We start from the raw sequence: 18,395 nt of genomic DNA on the forward strand, positions 1-18,395 counted from the left end.
GTAAGCGAGTATTCAAACCGCCGCGACTAAAGTCACAAATATGCTTTATTTACCTTCAGGAGTTCGTCTGTTCCGTCTGCCTCGCCAGCTCGGCAAATCAGGATTTATGCCAAAAGCTGCTCTTGAATTTGTAATGCATTGACTTCAAATTCTGCCAATGCCTTTGTTACATGTTCTGCGGATTCTTCATTATAGATATAGAGATAAACTGGACGGGAAATATCAAGACTAAAAATGGCCATAATAGACTTTGCATTGACGATACTACAGCCGGATACTAAATCAAAACGCCCGTTAAATTTATTAATTATGTCTACAAAAGTTTCAATCTTATCCAAGGAATTGATGTTAATGGTTTTTGTGATCACAGGAAACGCCTCCCAAACTTTCAACGCTAAAATTAATTAAATATTAAAGTGACTGTTTTATTGATGACTATTCAGAGCTATGCAAAGATGTGGTAAATTGAGAGTGCGCTGAATTACTGTCCTTATTCTTATTAATAATATGTTAACACCTGAAAAGATAGTTTTCAAGTGACGGAAAAGAAATTTGAGGGTACATATTTAAACATTTCTTATAGAAAGTGAACAAAATCATTGTTGTGATAAAACAAAAAAAGTTCTTGTTGTAGAAAAAATAACAAATATATTGATAAACAGAAGTAGGAATGAGTCTCGCAGGCATTATGTACTTTGCTGAATATATAAGGAAAGTTAAAGTACTATTTATTTTGTCATTGAATATATATGAGAGAGAGTTTTTTATACGCTTTATAATTACAGTAATTTCATAAATAAAAATTTTTAATTTATTATATGATATTGGGGGAGTTCATTTATGCTGCAAAATGAATTAAAAGCAATGCTCAATGAAGAAGAGTGTATTGGTGTTCCAGCAGATGAAGAATATCAGGAGTACCTGATAGATTATATACTTGACGAGAATCTTTTTGAAAATGAACTTTCAGATTACTGTGTGTTTCCAATTGGGTATAACCAATCGATTATTTATATAAAGTCGGATAATCCGCTTACAGGGGGAGACAGGCGATTTCGCTACAATATGATTCCAAAATGTTACGGACTGATGGCATCTGAGGCATTAGAAGAAACAGGAGTTTTGCGTGTACGGCGTTCTCCGCAGCTTGGCTATCGAGGGGGCGGGACACTAGTAGCGATTATTGATACGGGAATTAAATTAGATGATTCTCTTTTTTTATATGAAGATGGAAGTTCAAAGGTTGTTTCTCTGTGGGATCAGAGCGACCAGAGAGGAACAAGGCCAGAAGGCTTTCTTTATGGTACGGAATGGACGAGGGAAGAAATAAATAATATATTACAGAGTGACATGGATACTGGGAGCAACAGAAAGGATGAAAAAAACGATTCAGATAATATAAGTAGCAATAGTAAAAATAATGTTAGAAAACTTCCGAACGATGAAAATGGACACGGAACTTTTCTTGCAGCAATCGCAGCGGGAAGAGAGGATATAGACCAGATTTTTTCCGGGGTGGCTCCTGATGCAGAACTTGTTGTTGTAAAGCTAAAGCAGAGCAAAAAATATTTGAGAGAATTTTATTCTATTCCAGATGGTGTATGGTCGTGTCAGGAAGATGATGTGATGCTCGCAGTGAGGTATGTTATCAATGTGGCAAATAAACTTGGAAAGCCAATATCAATCTGTCTTGGAATAGGCACAAATCTTGGGGGACATAACGGAGCAAATAGTTTAGAGAGATATATTTCTTATCTTTCATTACTTCCTAAAATATCTTTTCATCTTGCAGGTGGGAATGAGGGGATTAGCGGACATCATTTTCACGGAACGATTCGGAGAGAGGAACAGTATCAGACAGTAGATTTCAATGTAGCAGAAGGGGAAAATGGTTTTGTCATGGAGCTTTGGGGAGATGAGCCAAATGTATACACAATTGGGATACTTTCACCCGGCGGGGAAAATATTGAACGGATGCAGCTTAAAATGGGAGAATTTCGGAGTGTCCGCTTTTTCCCGGAAGATACATTACTGGAAATTCGTTCATTTCCCGGAGCGACCATAGGCGGTTCGCAGGTAATCCGAATGAATTTTAAAAATATTGTTTCCGGTATCTGGAAACTATTTGTCTATGGAACAGGAAATGGAGAAAAGCAGTACGATATCTGGCTTCCAATAAGCAACTTTTTAAAAGAAGAAACCGTCTTTATTAATCCAAGTTCTGAGCAGACCGTTACCTCCCCTGGAAATGCACAGTATGCTCTCGCCTATGCAGCATATGATGTGGCAACAGGTGGTTTGTACGTCAGGGCCAGCAAAGGATATACAAGAGACGGAAGGATTGTTCCAGACCTCGCAGCACCGGGAGTATCAGTAGGTATACCAGGTGTTTCAAGAATCACTGGTGCGGGAGAAAGAGCAATCAGCAGAGAGCGTGTGCGTAGTGGGAGCAGCGTAGCAGCAGCCTTTGGAGCTGGAATTGGAGCACTAATGCAGGAATGGGCATTTGTTGTCGGATATGATCCATTTATGAATGGGCAGAATATGAGGACATATCTCATACAGGGAGCAGTAAAAGATGGCCCCTATGAATATCCAAATCGGGAGTGGGGATATGGCAAAATCAACATATACAACACACTACTAGAACAAAGATTTTGATTGCTATTTAATTCATTAAGAGACAGACGCCCGAGAAGAGAACCGATACCCTATATTTGTGACTTTAGTCGCGGCGGTTTAAATGCTCGCTTTATGCGCTCGCATCTAAACCTTGCTCCGAGGCCACAAATATAGGGTATCGGTTCTCTTCTCGGGCTGTCTTTGATTGGATTTTGATTGAATTAAATAGTGGTTGTGGAGATTTGGGGGAGAGAGTAGAAATTTTCTGCTTGCTCCAATATAATATAGTCAAGTCAAATCATCCCCCCTATTTCCAGTCATTTTCGAGTAAGCAGAAGACATCAGCTTCTGTCCCCAAATCCTCCCACCTTCTATTTAATTCACCTTCTCCAGCCACAGCACAGAAGCCATTGCCCCCCAATAAGGCATATTTGTGGTCTCGGAGCAAGTGTTGGATGCGAGTGCGTGGAGCGAACATTCAACGCGCCGCGACTAAAATCACAAATATGCCTTATTGGGGGGCAATGGCTTCGTCTGTAGTTCGTTTAATGAATTAAATAGTAATAAAAATCCCGGCATCTTTGGTTATGTTAAATCCGTGTTCCGTTTTTTTGCGAACATAATTCCGAAATTCTTTATAATGGTCAATGATATATTGATTTTGATTACCGTGACAGGAAAGAACATAAGAAATTAAAGTTTCTGGTTCAGTAACATATAAAGAATCCTCATAAGGCAGCCATGTTATATTATGGAAATATGGTGCGAGGAGATCAGCTCCATTTTCTTTTCCAAAGCGTTCAAAAAGCCGCTCTGCGGACAGAATGATGCGGTCATCGAATTCGGAGACTAATTCGTTGATTTCTTTCATATGTTCAGAACCGTAAGTGCTGCATATAAAAACACCGTTCGGTTTTAACACGCGGGCAATTTCCTGAAAAACGTCAGTGAGATGTTTGCAGTAAAAGAGAACATGGTTGGCAATGATGAGGTCAAAGCTGTCATTTGGATATGGAATCCGTTCGCAGTCAAATACCTGAAAGTCAAATCGAGCGTTTTGAATATTTGAATGAATCATACGCCGGGTATCACGAAGCATTCCTTCTGAAATATCTGAGAGAACAACATGGAGATGTTCTGGAATCTTTTCCTTATTCTCAAGCCATAAAGAACCATCACCGCAGCCAATCTCAAGGACATTTGAATGATTTTTCATATGGCATTGTTCAAAAATCCACGGAAACCAGCTTTGTTTATTTGTGCTGTACTTACTGTGAAGCTGGATGCGTGCGGAAATATTTGATGCGTTCTGATATTGATTTTTCATGCTTTTTTCCATACCGGTAAGATGAATCAGGTTTAGCATCTGGCTCCAGTTTACGCTATGTTCTTCTTCGATTGCACGGGAAGTATCCTGTATTGCTTTTTCTACAAGCTGAAGCTGTTCGATTTTATCCTGCACAAGCTTTTGCTGGAGTTTCAGCGCATTTGCCATAAAATGATAGTCCGAATCATTGATCGTCATTTCCCGGATATCATCAAGTGAAAATCCCAGATATTTTAACAAAAGAATCTGCTGCAGGCGGGCAAAATCTTCATCAGAATAAAAGCGCGCACCGTATGGAGTCAGATAAGAAGGCTTTAGAATATTGTGGGCATCATAATAGCGAAGTGTTTTTTTCGTAATATGCGCCATTTTTGCAAATTCACCTGAAGAATAGAAACCGTCTTTTTTCATATTGAAAAACCTCCTTTGCCAAAGTATAACATGGTTCAATGCATTAAGCAAAAGAGGATAAAAAAGTAGATGTAGCAATGGTATAAATAAAAAGAAAAGAATATCAGGGAAGCAGGAATCAACTATAGCAAAAAGACAAAAAAACATCAGTGGGCCATAGAGGGGTATCAAAAATCTTAAAAATTTTCCCTTATCATTCTTTACGATTTGTGATAGAATAAAAAACCGTGTGTAAAAATTTTAGAACAAAACAAAAGGAGTGTTGAAAAAATGAATTCCGAGAATGCATTTAAACAGCTTGGACAGAAACTGATGAACGGGGAAATTACACCTGAGGAACATGTAAAAGAATACAATAGGCTTTTAAAAGAGATGTCAGAGAAATACGATTCTCAGTGGCGTCCTCACGAGCATATTTAATATAAAACCATGGGAATACAAACATTTTTGATTGTTTGCCCGTTAGTATTTTTGGCGGGCTTTGTAGATGCGATCGCTGGCGGTGGCGGATTGATTTCTCTGCCGGCATATATGTTTGCCGGTGTGCCGGTACATAATGCGATTGCGACAAATAAATTATCTTCATGTACAGGAACTGTTGTCTCCACCTGGCGGCTCATAAAAAATAAAAGAGTTGACTGGTATTTTGTTCCGGGAACAGTAGTGTGTGCATTAGCAGGCTCTGTGATCGGAGCGAATCTTGCACTGATTATCAGCGATGAGATTTTAAAAACAGTATTGGTAGTTCTCCTGCCAATCGTTGCTTTCTGCGTTCTTCGAGATAAGAACCTTGAAGTGATAGTTCCTGAAGGAATGACAAGAAGAAAGCAGTATATCATTGCTGCAGCCTGTTCTCTTGGAATTGGAATCTATGATGGATTTTACGGTCCGGGAACGGGAACCTTTTTATTACTTGCCTTTACGAAACTTGCTAAAATGGATTTAGAAAAATCTACAGGAAATGTAAAAGCAGTTAATTTAGCTTCTAATATATCTGCCCTTATCACATTTATACTTGCAGGAAAAATCCTGTGGACATTAGGGCTGGCCGCCTCATGTTTTAGCATTGCCGGACACTACACTGGTGCTGGAATGGTGATGCATAATGGGGTTAAGATTATCAAACCAATTATTTTGGTAGTATTGGTGTTGCTGCTGATAAAAGTTATATCGGGAATGTAGTTAAAAATAAATTTTGGTTTGCCACAGGCAAAAAGATGCTCCCCAAGAGAGGTCTCTCTTGGGGAGTTGTCTTTGGCGTTTTTTTTATTTTCTTTAGTATTTTTATTACAAGACATCTTTCTGTGTCTCCTGTCTTCTTCCACAAATCCCTTCAGGACTTCGTCTGTTCTGTCTGCCTTGCCAGCTCGGCAAATTAGAATTTCGTATTGATTTTTTCTTCCCCTTACTGTACTCTTATTACAAGAAATCAGGTTCAACCCCTTTGCCGAATGAACTGAAAATTGTAGATACTATCGTATTGAAAGGATGAAATATGAAGAAAATCTTACTCGAAAAACTGTTAGATAATTGTAAAGAACAGGAGTATCAAAAGCAATATGAATATATTATAAACCTGCTGGAAGAAAAGAAGATTAAGCCAGTAAAGGCTTCAAGACTAAATGGAAAAAGCCCAGCTCTTTATCGGGAATACTGGTTGTTAGAGGAGACAAAAGATTATAGTAATTTTATTGAAGAATTAAGATATCAGATTATACCGGACATTTCTGTGGATTATTATCTGAGACATTTGGAAAGTTATGAGGCAGACCGGGAATGGGTATTGCAATTGAATAAATATTTGAAAGAAAGAAAAGAGACACTTCAGTTTAAAGTATCGGCGAATGAACGAAGTTTTGAAATCTGGGGAAGGGAAAAGTTCTTGTCTAAGGGGCAGGGAAGGCGGATTTTAAAACGATGCGGGCTGGAGATGTCTTTTTTTAATATCTATGAAACGACGGAGCCACTTGCTTATTATTCCCGCACAAGAAATGTGCCGCAAAATCTTCTGATATTAGAGAATAAGGATACATTCTTTAGTATGCGCCGCCGCCTTTTAGAGGGAAATGAGACGATACTCGGAATAAAGATAGATACATTAATCTATGGAGCGGGAAAGGGAATTTTCCGCAGTTTTGAGGACTTTGATTTGTGTGTGGAACCTTATATGAAAGCAGCGGGAAACCAGATTTATTATTTTGGGGATCTGGATTATGAGGGGATTGGGATTTATGAGAATTTGTCAGCAGATTTTGGTGAAAAGTGGAATATTGTTCCGTTTGAAGCCGGATATAGGAAAATGTTAAGTAAGGCAAAAGGTGTGGATAGTATTCCAGAAACAAAAGAAGGACAGAATAGGAATATAAAAGATATTTTCTTTTCTTATTTTTCTACGGAACAGGTAAAACGAATGAAAGAAATTTTGGAAAAAGGATACTATATTCCTCAGGAGATTTTGAATATTTCGGATTTTTAAATGGATTTTATACAGGAGAAGGAGAAAATGCAATATGAATTTTTAAAAAAATTTCCTCGAAGGATGAAAAATGTAGGCCTATATGCTGTCATTATACAGAACAGCAGTCAGAAGTTATCATGGAAACAGTATGGATTCACAAAGTTCGATGAACAGATAAACCTGCTATTTGAAGTGTTGCTTTACATTATGGAACAGTCACTAAAAGAGGAAAAATGTACGATGGATGATATAGCGACCTATATAGATACGATTAATGTGCAGTATCTAAGAAAGGATATTTCTTATGAACAATGTCATCAACTTGGGGATTTTATCGTGAATACAGTATTGTCTAATGAGGGGCGGCCGATGTATTTTGGGGGATATGATTTCGAAAAAAATGAATATGAAGAGATGCATATCAGTTATGTGGCTAACAAAATTGTCTATGTGGAGAATGAGGTCAGGCGAACTTCATATTATCTGACCGATGATGGTTATAATCTTCTTTTGTCTACATTGGAAATAGAAGATAATATGAAGTTTAATATTCATGAGATTATTTTCAGGCTTCATTTGGAAAAACAAAGTTATGACAAAGCGGTAAATGATATAAAAAACGTGTTTAACCTTATGAGAATACAGTTTCAGCGAGTGCAGGAAGCAATGCGCCAGATTCGCAGGAACGCATTGAGTTATTCCGTTGATGAGTACGAAGAAGTACTCGTTGGAAATCTGAATACAATTACGGATACAAAGAAAAAATTTCAGGAATATAAGACAGTTATTCAGGAGCGTGTAAAAGATTTAGAAGAGGAAAATATTAATATACGTAAGCTAAGTAAAAAGGAACAGCAGGATTTAAATAATCTCCGGGTGATTGAGGAGTATCTGACAAGAGTTCTTGATGAACATCAGAAAATCTTGAACAGTCATTTTGATTTAAAAATATTGTATACAGAGGAATTGGAACGCTTATCACAGGCAAGGCTGATACAGCGTTTTTCTATGAGAAGAGATTTATATGATAAAGTTTTAAAACAGGCAGATACATTGGAAAATATGGATATGTTTTTACGGCCTCTTTTTAATAGAAATCCTGAGAAAATTTATAATCTGAACAAAGCATTTTCTTACGAAAAATCAGTAAATGCCGGAATGGAGAAAGATACCGAGGAAGAAGTGGATTTTGACGAGGAAGCATTTCGCAGGGAAAAAGAAGAAAAGTTACAAAAGAAGCTTTTAGTTTATGAAAAGAGCCTCCAATATTTATTAGAAAAGGCATCGGTTACGGGAGAAGTTTCTTTAGGACAGTTAAAGGACAGATTGGACATTTATCCAGAAGAAAAAGAGATTTTTATACCAAATGTCGATGTATTTAAAGAGATTATGGTAGAATTGATCCGAAATCGAACGATAGATATCGCTACTCTGAAAAAAGAAAGAAGAGAATATATTCAGGAACAGCCAGATGGATTTCAGCTTAACGAAATGATTTTAAAATTAGTGGAAGAACAGCCGGAAAATAACGATATAACCAGCATTGAAGTAGAGCGGCTGGAAAATGAAGAAGCGATTACATTTTCAGAGATAAAAGATGAAGAAAATCGGAGGAAAACAATACGCTGTTCTAATGTATTAATACGGATTTTTAGGAAATAGTCAGGATTAAAAAGGCAATATCAGCAATTAATTCAAATACATAGATATGTGTTTTTGATAATTTATGCTGATTGAAAGGGATAACATTGATAGTTGATTTAAACGTATTAATCTATATTTTTGAAAATGAGGAGTACGAACAATGGCATATACAATGGAAGATATCAGAAAGAGTCAGGAGATATTTTATTATCTTTTGGAAAAACACGAGCTTCGGGAAGAAGATGAGCAAGCGCTGTACAAGGCATATACGGAGGAAGAAGATATTCAGAATATCGTGAAATCGCAAGCTGAGACCGCATCCTGTGATATTGAGCGTTATGGTAACACGATTTATCTGATTCCACAGGAGGAAAATAATTTTCTGGGGTATTCAAGAGTAGAACTTAAGAAAGAGTTGTGTAAATCAACAGCGACAAATAAAGACTATTATCTGGCACAGTTTGTTATTCTGACATTATTAACAGAATTTTTTGATGGTGATGGAAACAGCAGCAGAGCAAGAGAGTATATTCGTTCCGGTGAACTTATGAATATTTTGTCGGAGCGTCTGAGAGAGGGAGCCGCCTATGAGGAAGAGCATAACGAGGAAGAAATGGATACTGCGGGAATTTCATTTTCTGATATGTGCCATGCATATGAAGCGTTAAAGTCAGATGATAAAGGTTCTCATGCGAAAACGACAAAGGAAGGCTTTTTGTATAATATTCTTCTTTTCCTTCAAAAACAGGGACTTATTGAGTATATAGAGCGGGATGAAATGATAAAGACAACGAAAAAATTAGACAGCTTTATGGATTGGAATCTGTTAAATCAGAATAATTATCAGAGGGTAAAGAATATATTGGGGGTGATTGAAAATGAGCAAAATTAATGCGGTTCGGTTTATCAATCTTAACTATAACAATAATGCGATGAAAATCAATGATGAATGTATGCAGTTTAGCGGGAAAAGTACACTTCTTTCATTGAGAAATGGCGGCGGCAAGACGGTTCTCGTACAGATGATGACGGCTCCTTTTGTGCATAGAGGCAAGCAAAAAACAAAGGACAGACCGTTTGAGAGCTATTTTACAACAGCGAAGCCTTCTTTTATTTTGGTGGAGTGGCTGCTTGATGGTGGAGCGGGTTATGTTCTTACGGGATTAATGGTTCGGAAAAATCAGGAAATTAGTGAGGAAAAAACAGATGCGCTTGAAATGATGGCAATTATTAGTGAATATAAAGAGCCTTGTATGCAGGATATTCACCATTTGCCAGTAGTAGAGCAAAATGAAAAAACGATGAAGTTAAAAAGCTATAATTCCTGCAGAAAGCTTTTTGAGGACTATAAAAAAGATAAGAAGCTTTCCTTTTTTTGCTACGATATGAGCAGCCCGGCACAGTCAAGACAGTATTTTTATAAACTGATGGAGTATCAGATTAATTATAAAGAATGGGAGACGATTATAAGAAAGGTTAATGTCAAAGAATCAGGATTGTCAGAACTGTTCAGTGATTGTCGGACAGAAAAAGAACTGGTAGAGAAATGGTTTTTAGAGGCTGTTGAAAGTAAGTTAAATAAAGAGGAAAATAAAGTTAAAAATTTTCAGGAAATACTCGAAAAATATGCCGGAAAATATAAGAATATTAAGGAGCAGCTAAAGAGAAGGGATGCCATTCAGAAATTTAAGGAAGCCGCTGAAGAAATACAGATAAATGCGGAAGATTTTCTTGTAAAAGAGGGAGAAAAGATAGAGCAGGAAAAAGTAATCGCTGCTTTTATAGCACGATTAAATGTGTTGTATGAAGAAGCGGAAATAGAGCGGGAACGGCAAGAAGAGGGCAGAAAAAAATTGCAGGAAGAATTAGAATTCTTAAAATACGAACAATTATCCTGTGAATTTCATGAAAAAAACAGAGAAAAAAGAAATCATGCCAGCAATCGTGAGATGATAGATTTAGAGAAAGAATCGCTTCTTAGAAAACAACAAAAAATACAGAAGAAAGTTCATGTATTTCTCTGTGCAAAACAGCAGGAGATGGTCAATGAGGATAAACAGGAATGGGAAATTCGAAAGGAAAAAGCTGCAATCTCCCGTACAAAAGAGGAAAATTTAGAGCCGGAGAGAAACAGAATCGGCGGACAGTTAAGTGGATATTATGAATATCGCTTAAGTGATAATAAAGAAAAAAAGGAGGCGATAAAAAAACAAAAGCTTCAGATAAGAAAAGACATTTCACAGCAGAAAGACATTTTAAATGAATATCGGGAAAAAACAAAGAAAATAACAGAGAGTAAAGGAAGTTTCCGGAGTCTGGTCAGGGGTTACGATAATATAGAAATAAAATATAATTCCAATTATAAAGAGAATCTTTCCAGAAATATATTGGGAGTATATGAAGCAGGAATGCTTGATATAAAACAGGAAATGTATGATAAAGAGCAGAAAAAGAGCATTCAGGAAAACAAGGAACAGAAAGAAAAATCCGAAAATACGACTGAGGAGATTCACAGAACGGAAAGAGCCATTGAAGAAAAAAGAGAAAAGTATTTTCAGAAAGATAGTGATATAAAGCAGGCAGAAAAAGAGAAAAAGGGATATGAACAGGAGCTTGAGGAAAGAAAAGACATTCTTAAATATCTTGAATTGCCGGAAGAAAAGCTTTTTGCCAGAGAAGAAATTCTCCATAAGGCCAAAATAAAAATGCAGGAGCTTAGTAGCAGGAGAAGAACGCTGGAAAAGAAAGAAGATGCATTACAAAAAGAGTATAAACTCTTAGTCAGTGGTCGGGTAATGGAACTTCCAGACAACTTGAAAGAAGAATTTGAAAAATTAGATGTTCCGGTTGTATATGGAATGGAGTGGCTGAAAAAGAATGGATTTACAGAGAAGAAAAATAAAGAAATTGTAAGCCAAAATCCATTTTTGCCATATGCACTTATTTTAACTCGTCAGGAACTAAAAAAGTTATCAGAAAGAAACGGAGAGACATATACTTCATTTCCGATACCCATTATAGAGAGGGAAAATCTTGAATCTATAAAGTTAGATAGAACACAATCTTTTGTAAAAATGCAGGATATTCATTTTTATATTTTGTTTAATGAAAATCTTCTGGATGAAGAAAAAATGGAGATTATGATAGAACAAAAGCAAAAAGATATTGCTGACATTCGGGAAACGATGCAAATCTGTAAAAATGAATATGAAGACTATTTCCATCGTTTTGATGTGATAAAAAGACAGGCAGTAACCAAAGAAAACTGGGATAAAATACAGAAAAAACTACAAAAACTGGAGAAAGAAAAAGAAGACATTTTCCAGAATATACAACAGGCAAGAGATACAAAGCAAAGCTTAAAGAAAAACTTTGAAATCCTGCAAAAAACTCTTAGGGAATTGGAGAAGAAAATTGAATCACAGGCAGCCAGACAACGCGCATTTAAAGAACTTAGAACGGCATATGCAGAGTATGAGGAAAATAATAAGAAGCTTCAGGAATATGAAAGAGAAGAAGAACGATTAGAAAATCGCCAACATCTTACAGAAGAAAAAATCAGCCAGCTTGAAGAAAATTATAGAGAACTTAGCGGACAGGAGAATAGTCTGTTCAGGGAGGAAGAGTCTATTCAGAATGCCTGTCAGAAGTTTGCAGCGTATAAGGAGATAAATAGAAATGTAAAAGCAGGTAAGCTTTTAGGTGTAGATTCTACGTTGAGGACAGATAATAATTCAGGTGTAAAAATCATTCCAAGTGAGGCGGAAGTTCTTAAATTAGAAGCAAGATATGAAGCGGTTACTGCAGACATTTCCCAGGAATTAAAAGAGTTAGAATTAGAAGAAGAAAAGGCCCTGACCCGCTACCACAAATCTTTCGGAGAATTACGGGAACTATGTCAAAAATATAATCTGAAAAACTCAGAATGGCAAAATATCATTTATGACAAAAGAGAGCAGCTTTACCAGGAGGCAGAGTTAGAAGATTACGATAAGAAAATAGAGCGAAAAGCAAATCTTCTAAATGAGGAAGATAAAAAAATAGGAATTTTAAACAGCCAGTTAGAAGGGATTTTAAAGCAGATAGTATCAGAATGTGGAAAAGGAAATCCTTTAGAAGAAGAAAAAATCAGCCAGAAAGATTTAGAAAGTGCAAAGAACCAGACGAAATATCAACTCAGCGAATTAGAGCGGAAAATAGCATTTTCTGAAAAAGCAATACAGAAATACAGAGAGAATCTCACAGCACTTTCTGAATATAATAATTTTTCCGCAGATGAAGAAATCCATTTTGAGCAGGACTTCAAAAAAATGAGTGAAAAGGAACTGCGTGATTTTAAGGGAATGTTGATCAGAGATTATAATGATATAATTAGATGTGTTCAGAAATGCAGAGAAACTCTTGCACAGACATTAAATAAAATCGCGAGACAGGAAGCATTTCAGGATGCAAGTTATAAAACGCCTCTTGAAAATATGCTTAAAGTCTGTGACGATGCAGCGAAAGTTTTACGTCAGTTAAACATCACCCTGGAATCCTATGATTCACTTATGAAGCAGTTAGAAGTAGATATTTCTCTGGTAGAAACAGAAAAGAAAAATGTAACGGAACTTCTGGAAGATTATGTCCAGAATATTCATAAAAACCTTGAAAAGATAGGACGTAATTCTACAATAAAAATACGGGAAAAATCAATAAAAATGCTAAAAGTCATTTTACCGGTATGGGAAGATAATGAAAAATTATATAGCCTCCGCTTAAGTGATTTTGTGGACGAAATCACAGAAGAAGGTATCCGTTTATTTGAAAATAACGAAAATGCCCAGGAATATATCGGAAGAAAAGTTACAAGCAAAAACTTATATGATACTGTGGTGGGAACTGGAAATGTTCAGATTCAGCTTTATAAAATTGAAGAACAGAGGGAACAGCAGATCAGTTGGAACCAGGTAGCAAAAAACTCAGGAGGAGAAGGTTTCCTGTCTGCATTTGTCATATTATCAAGTTTGCTTGACTATATGCGAAAAGATGATTCTGACATTTTCATGGACAAAAATGAAGGTAAAGTTTTATTGATGGACAATCCATTTGCCCAGACTAATGCAGAACATCTTTTAAAACCATTAATGAATCTTGCCGATAAAACAAATACACAGTTGATCTGCCTGACAGGGTTAGGCGGCGAATCCATTTATAATCGGTTTGACAATATTTATGTACTAAATCTTATTGAAGCACATCTTAGAAATGGAATCCAGTATCTTCGTCCGGAGCATAAAAAGGGAGAAGAAGTAAAAGTGGAAACGATACTTCCAACACATATAGAAGTGGAAGAAATGCTGTTTTAGTTCGCAGGGAGACGCCCCCCCAAAGAGACGATAGCCTATATTTGTGACTCTATCCCTGCGGGTTGAATGTTCGCTTATAGGCTCACATTCAATCCTCGCTCTAAGGCCACAAATATAGGCTATCGTCTCTTTGGGGGAGCTGTCTTTGGCTGTAGAAGTAAAATCAGATTTCATGTTGGAGGGTTTGGAGGATTTATCAGCAGGTTGTAGATTTACGGGAAATGAGATATTAAAGATTGACACATAAATTATAATTACAGTATTGAAGTGATTTTTCACGATTCCTATTTCTCCTGTCCCCATCCCCAAATCTTTTCAACTGATTTGTAGGATTGGAATACACAGAAGCCGCAGCCCCTGTAATATGTAAAAATGCGCCTTAGAGCAAGTCCAAATTGCGGATGAGCAGTTTGGGCGCAGGGAAACGAAGCATTTTTACATATTACAGGGGCTGCGGCTTCGTCTGTGTATTCCTCCCTCCCCCTGCAAATCAGAAATCACTTGATTATGCATAGTAAATATGATAAATTCAAAAGTTAGAGACAGTTGTAAAAATAATAAGGAGATTGAAATATGGCAAATATAATTTCAGACGAAACAATCGAATATGTCGGTATTCTTGCCAAGCTTGAACTTTCCGATGAAGAGAAAGAACAGGCAAAGAAAGATATGGCAAATATGCTTGACTATATTGATACATTGAATGAACTTGATACCAGTGGAGTAGAGCCAATGAGTCACGTATTTCCTGTAAATAACGTATTCAGAGAAGACGTAGTGACCAATGGAGATGATAGAGAAGAGATTCTGGCGAATGCGCCGGAAGCAAAAGAAGGAGCTTTTGTAGTTCCTAAGACTTTTGATTAGGAGGAAAGACATGGGTTTGATGGATTATACAGCCGTTGAGCTGGGTAAGAAAATCAAAGCGGGTGAAGTATCTGTTTTAGAAGCTGCAAATGCGGCTATGGATGCGATTGACGCTTTAGAAGATAAATTTAACTGTTATGTAACGGTACAGGAAAGAGCAGCAGTGCAGGCAAAGGCAGAGGAACTTCAGAAGAAGATTGATGATGGAACTCTTACAGGCCCTCTTGCCGGTGTACCAGTTGCAGTCAAAGACAATATGTGTACAAAGGGGACTCGTACAACTTGTAGTTCTAAGATTCTTGAAAATTTTGAGCCAGCTTATACAGCAGAAGCAGTTTTGAATCTTGAGAAGGCTGGTGCCCTTATTATTGGTAAGACAAACATGGATGAGTTTGCGATGGGCAGTACAACAGAGACTTCTCATTATGGAGTGACAAAGAATCCGTGGAATGCAGAACATGTGCCAGGTGGTTCATCAGGCGGTTCTGCCGCTGCCGTTGCTGCAGGTGAATGTAGTTATGCGTTAGGTTCCGATACAGGTGGATCTATCCGTCAGCCAGCTTCTTACTGTGGTATTGTTGGAATGAAACCTACTTATGGTACTGTTTCCCGTTACGGTCTTATCGCTTACGGTTCTTCTCTTGACCAGATTGGACCAATGGCAAAAGATGTGACAGACTGTGCAACGATTCTTGAAACAATCGCTTCTCATGACCCTAAAGATTCTACTTCTGTAAAGAGAGAAGATTATGATTTTACTTCTGCCTTAACAGATGATGTAAAGGGAATGCGTATCGGTATTCCCAGAGACTACATGGGAGAAGGCCTTGACGAGGAAGTAAAGGCAGCCGTTCTTGATGCAGCAAAGAAGTTAGAGGAAAAAGGTGCTATCGTAGAGGAGTTTGATTTAAGCCTTGTTCAGTATGCGATTCCTGCGTACTATGTTATCGCTTCTGCAGAAGCAAGCTCCAACCTTGCCCGTTTTGACGGTGTAAAATACGGCTATCGTACAGAAAGTTACGAAGGACTTCACAATATGTATAAAAAGACTCGTTCTGAAGGATTTGGACCGGAAGTAAAGAGAAGAATTATGCTTGGTTCTTTCGTATTAAGTTCTGGTTACTACGATGCATACTATTTAAAGGCACTTCGCACAAAAGCATTGATCAAACAGGCATTTGATAAAGCATTTGCAAAATATGATGTCATTTTAGGACCGGCAGCTCCAACAACTGCACCAAAGCTTGGTGAAAGTTTAAGTGACCCGATTAAAATGTATCTTGGAGACATTTATACCATTTCCGTAAACCTTGCAGGTCTTCCGGGAATCAGTGTTCCGGGAAGTCTCGACAGCAAAGGCCTTCCAATTGGTATCCAGTTCATCGGTGACTGCTTTAAAGAGAAAAATATCATTCGTGCAGCATATGCATTTGAACAGAGCCGTGAATTTACAAACTGGAGTCTGAGCGGAAAGGAGGAAAAATAGAATGAGTAAACAATATGAAACCGTCATTGGTCTCGAAGTTCATGTAGAACTTGCCACAAGAACAAAGATTTTCTGTGGATGTAGCACAGCTTTCGGCGGTGCGCCAAATACACATACATGTCCTGTATGTACCGGAATGCCAGGTTCTCTTCCTGTACTCAATAAGCAGGTTGTGGAATATGCGGCAGCAGTAGGTCTTGCAACAAACTGCACAATCACTCAGTACTGCAAGTTTGACCGTAAGAACTATTTCTATCCGGACAACCCACAGAACTACCAGATTTCCCAGCTCTATCTTCCAATCTGCCGCAACGGTCACGTAGAAATTGATGTAGATGGCAGAAAGAAAAATGTACGAATCCACGAGATTCATATGGAAGAAGATGCAGGAAAGTTAGTACATGACCCATCAACAGGTAACTCTTTAGTAGACTTTAACCGAAGCGGTGTACCTTTAATTGAAATCGTATCTGAACCAGATATGCGTTCCGCAGAAGAAGTTATCGCCTACCTTGAAAAGCTTCGTATGATCATCCAGTATCTTGGAGCATCTGACTGTAAGCTTCAGGAAGGTTCCATGCGAGCAGACGTCAACTTATCCGTTCGCGAAGTGGGAGCAGAAGAGTTTGGAACAAGAACAGAAATGAAGAACTTAAACTCCTTTAGCGCAATCGCAAGAGCAATCGAGGGCGAGATGGAACGTCAGATCGACTTAATTGAAGATGGCAAAAAAGTTGTACAGGAAACAAGAAGATGGGATGATGACAAAGAATATTCCTACCCAATGCGTTCCAAAGAAGACGCACAGGATTATCGCTATTTCCCAGAACCAGACCTTACTCCAATCGTAATCTCTGACGAGTGGTTAGACGAAATCCGCAGCCGTCAGCCAGAATTCCGTGATGAAAAACAGGCACGTTACAAAGAACAGTTCGGACTTCCTGAATATGACATCAATATCATTACAGAAGATAAGACACTTACTGATCTCTTTGAATCCTGTATCGAACTTGGTGCAGCAGCCAAAGAAGTATCCAACTGGATCATGGGAGACATTATGCGTCTCTTAAAAGAAAAAGAAATGGAAGCATCCGACATCCATTTCAGCCCTGCAAACCTTGTAAAAATGATTCAAATGATCGAATCTGGAGCAATCAACCGTAAAGTAGCTAAGAAAGTATTCGAAGCAATCTTTGACGAGGACGTAGATCCAGAAGTTTATGTAGAGGAAAACGGATTAAAGACCGTCAACGACGAAGGCGCATTACGAAAAGTAATTGAAGAAATCGTTGCTAACAATCCAAAGTCTGTAGAAGACTATAAAGCAGGTAAGAAGAAAGCTATGGGATTCTTCGTAGGCCAGACAATGAGAGCAATGAAAGGAAAAGCAGATCCAGCGATGGTTAATCAGATTCTCAAGGAGATGCTGGATTAATTCTGGCTTACTCAGGTGAACAGACGACCTCAGAAAAAGAAATAATCCATATTTGTGACTTTAGTCGCAGGGTTTGAATGCTCGTTTAAAGCGCTCGCATCCAAACCTTGCTCCGAAGCCACAAATATGGATTATTTCTCTTTCTGGAGTCAGGCTTTGCCTGCGGCAAATCAAAAATTAGAAAGGATTATTATGTGTGAAAAGAAAGTTCCTGTATTAAATTCTATGATTAAAAACCGAAATACACGTTTTTTGAAAAGTTATACACTGAATTATACGAATACCGAAGGCAATGAGAAACTCTACGAAATGGTAAGTAATTTCGATTATGAAAAACCAGAGGAGATTGGGCAGAATGCCTCTGGTGTTGTGATTGTTGGTTTCTGGGATGATGAGCTTTTGCTGTTGAGAGAATTCCGTATGGGTGTAAACCAGTTTATTTACAATATGCCAGCAGGACATTCTGAAGATGGTGAGTCAGTGGAGGAATGTGCCAGGCGGGAACTTAGAGAAGAAACTGGATTGCACATTAAAAAAATCTGCAAAATACTTCCGCCAGCTTATGCAGCTCCCGATTTAAGTGATTCATCAGCATGGGTTGTTATAGCAGAAGTAGAAGGTGAATTCAATCCGCAGACGGAAGCGGACGAATATATTCAGCCATTATTTGCAGATAAAAAACAGCTTAAAGAATTACTGGAAAATGAAAAATTCTCAGCCAGAGCACAGTTAATAGCTTATTTTTTTACTATTTAATTCATTAAGAGACAGACGCCCGAGAAGAGATACGATATTCT

At 37.7% G+C, this 18,395-nt stretch carries 13 protein-coding genes; 11 read left to right on the top strand and 2 right to left on the bottom strand.

All coding sequences use genetic code 11. The features are described from left to right. Positions 1 to 104 precede the first annotated feature (104 nt). On the bottom strand, positions 105 to 368 hold the full coding sequence (locus tag EUBHAL_RS01675; RefSeq protein ID WP_022169862.1) for an HPr family phosphocarrier protein: 264 nt from the start codon (positions 366 to 368) through the stop codon (positions 105 to 107). A 472-nt stretch (positions 369 to 840) separates the two neighbouring features. Here EUBHAL_RS01675 and EUBHAL_RS01680 point away from each other — a divergent pair, with 472 nt between their 5' ends. After that, on the top strand, positions 841 to 2,661 hold the full coding sequence (locus tag EUBHAL_RS01680; protein WP_005344078.1) for a S8 family peptidase: 1,821 nt from the start codon (positions 841 to 843) through the stop codon (positions 2,659 to 2,661). A 514-nt stretch (positions 2,662 to 3,175) separates the two neighbouring features. Here the strand turns inward: EUBHAL_RS01680 and EUBHAL_RS01685 are convergent. Continuing rightward, a complete protein-coding gene (locus tag EUBHAL_RS01685; protein ID WP_044921469.1) occupies positions 3,176 to 4,360 on the bottom strand; it encodes a MerR family transcriptional regulator in 1,185 nt (394 codons plus the stop codon). Positions 4,361 to 4,630: 270 nt separating this feature from the next. Here EUBHAL_RS01685 and EUBHAL_RS15820 point away from each other — a divergent pair, with 270 nt between their 5' ends. The 10 genes from EUBHAL_RS15820 to EUBHAL_RS01730 all read left to right on the top strand — a co-directional run bounded on the left by EUBHAL_RS15820 (position 4,631) and on the right by EUBHAL_RS01730 (position 18,354). Beyond that, on the top strand, positions 4,631 to 4,780 hold the full coding sequence (locus EUBHAL_RS15820) for a hypothetical protein (RefSeq protein WP_005344087.1): 150 nt from the start codon (positions 4,631 to 4,633) through the stop codon (positions 4,778 to 4,780). A 9-nt stretch (positions 4,781 to 4,789) separates the two neighbouring features. Further along, entirely contained in the window at positions 4,790 to 5,542 is a 753-nt protein-coding gene (locus EUBHAL_RS01690) for a TSUP family transporter (protein WP_005344088.1), read from the top strand. Between the two features lie 313 nt (positions 5,543 to 5,855). Further along, entirely contained in the window at positions 5,856 to 6,836 is a 981-nt protein-coding gene (locus EUBHAL_RS01695; protein WP_005344091.1) for a Wadjet anti-phage system protein JetD domain-containing protein, read from the top strand. 27 nt (positions 6,837 to 6,863) lie between these two features. Next, a complete protein-coding gene (locus EUBHAL_RS01700; RefSeq protein ID WP_044921475.1) occupies positions 6,864 to 8,480 on the top strand; it encodes a hypothetical protein in 1,617 nt (538 codons plus the stop codon). A 142-nt stretch (positions 8,481 to 8,622) separates the two neighbouring features. Further along, positions 8,623 to 9,354, top strand: a complete 732-nt coding sequence (locus EUBHAL_RS01705) for a DUF6063 family protein (protein ID WP_005344100.1) — start codon at positions 8,623 to 8,625, stop codon at positions 9,352 to 9,354. Continuing rightward, positions 9,341 to 13,810: a hypothetical protein gene (locus EUBHAL_RS01710; protein WP_005344103.1), complete on the top strand. Its 4,470-nt coding sequence runs from the start codon at positions 9,341 to 9,343 to the stop codon at positions 13,808 to 13,810. The genes EUBHAL_RS01705 and EUBHAL_RS01710 overlap by 14 nt, the downstream gene beginning before the upstream one ends. 573 nt (positions 13,811 to 14,383) lie before the next feature. Then, complete coding sequence (gene gatC, locus EUBHAL_RS01715; protein ID WP_005344106.1) at positions 14,384 to 14,677, top strand: Asp-tRNA(Asn)/Glu-tRNA(Gln) amidotransferase subunit GatC; 294 nt, start codon at positions 14,384 to 14,386, stop codon at positions 14,675 to 14,677. Positions 14,678 to 14,687: 10 nt separating this feature from the next. Continuing rightward, the gene (gatA, locus tag EUBHAL_RS01720) at positions 14,688 to 16,163 is read left to right on the top strand and encodes an Asp-tRNA(Asn)/Glu-tRNA(Gln) amidotransferase subunit GatA (RefSeq protein ID WP_005344109.1); all 1,476 of its coding nucleotides are present in this window, start codon (positions 14,688 to 14,690) and stop codon (positions 16,161 to 16,163) included. A 1-nt stretch (position 16,164) separates the two neighbouring features. Then, complete coding sequence (gene gatB, locus EUBHAL_RS01725; protein ID WP_005344111.1) at positions 16,165 to 17,598, top strand: Asp-tRNA(Asn)/Glu-tRNA(Gln) amidotransferase subunit GatB; 1,434 nt, start codon at positions 16,165 to 16,167, stop codon at positions 17,596 to 17,598. 192 nt (positions 17,599 to 17,790) lie between these two features. Further along, a complete protein-coding gene (locus tag EUBHAL_RS01730; RefSeq protein ID WP_044921472.1) occupies positions 17,791 to 18,354 on the top strand; it encodes an NUDIX hydrolase in 564 nt (187 codons plus the stop codon). Positions 18,355 to 18,395 lie beyond the last annotated feature (41 nt).

This window comes from Anaerobutyricum hallii DSM 3353 (genome assembly GCF_000173975.1).
GTDB classification, from domain to species: domain Bacteria; phylum Bacillota; class Clostridia; order Lachnospirales; family Lachnospiraceae; genus Anaerobutyricum; species Anaerobutyricum hallii.

Excerpts from the sequence above, each read along its gene's own strand:
- EUBHAL_RS01685 (WP_044921469.1), bottom strand. The coding sequence starts at position 4,360 with ATGAAAAAAGACGGTTTCTATTCTTCAGGTGAATTTGCAAAAATGGCG.
- EUBHAL_RS01705 (WP_005344100.1), top strand. The coding sequence starts at position 8,623 with ATGGCATATACAATGGAAGATATCAGAAAGAGTCAGGAGATATTTTAT.
- gatA (WP_005344109.1), top strand. The coding sequence starts at position 14,688 with ATGGGTTTGATGGATTATACAGCCGTTGAGCTGGGTAAGAAAATCAAA.
- gatC (WP_005344106.1), top strand. The coding sequence starts at position 14,384 with ATGGCAAATATAATTTCAGACGAAACAATCGAATATGTCGGTATTCTT.
- EUBHAL_RS01680 (WP_005344078.1), top strand. The coding sequence starts at position 841 with ATGCTGCAAAATGAATTAAAAGCAATGCTCAATGAAGAAGAGTGTATT.
- EUBHAL_RS15820 (WP_005344087.1), top strand. The coding sequence starts at position 4,631 with ATGAATTCCGAGAATGCATTTAAACAGCTTGGACAGAAACTGATGAAC.
- EUBHAL_RS01690 (WP_005344088.1), top strand. The coding sequence starts at position 4,790 with ATGGGAATACAAACATTTTTGATTGTTTGCCCGTTAGTATTTTTGGCG.
- gatB (WP_005344111.1), top strand. The coding sequence starts at position 16,165 with ATGAGTAAACAATATGAAACCGTCATTGGTCTCGAAGTTCATGTAGAA.
- EUBHAL_RS01700 (WP_044921475.1), top strand. The coding sequence starts at position 6,864 with ATGCAATATGAATTTTTAAAAAAATTTCCTCGAAGGATGAAAAATGTA.
- EUBHAL_RS01695 (WP_005344091.1), top strand. The coding sequence starts at position 5,856 with ATGAAGAAAATCTTACTCGAAAAACTGTTAGATAATTGTAAAGAACAG.
- EUBHAL_RS01730 (WP_044921472.1), top strand. The coding sequence starts at position 17,791 with ATGTGTGAAAAGAAAGTTCCTGTATTAAATTCTATGATTAAAAACCGA.
- EUBHAL_RS01710 (WP_005344103.1), top strand. The coding sequence starts at position 9,341 with ATGAGCAAAATTAATGCGGTTCGGTTTATCAATCTTAACTATAACAAT.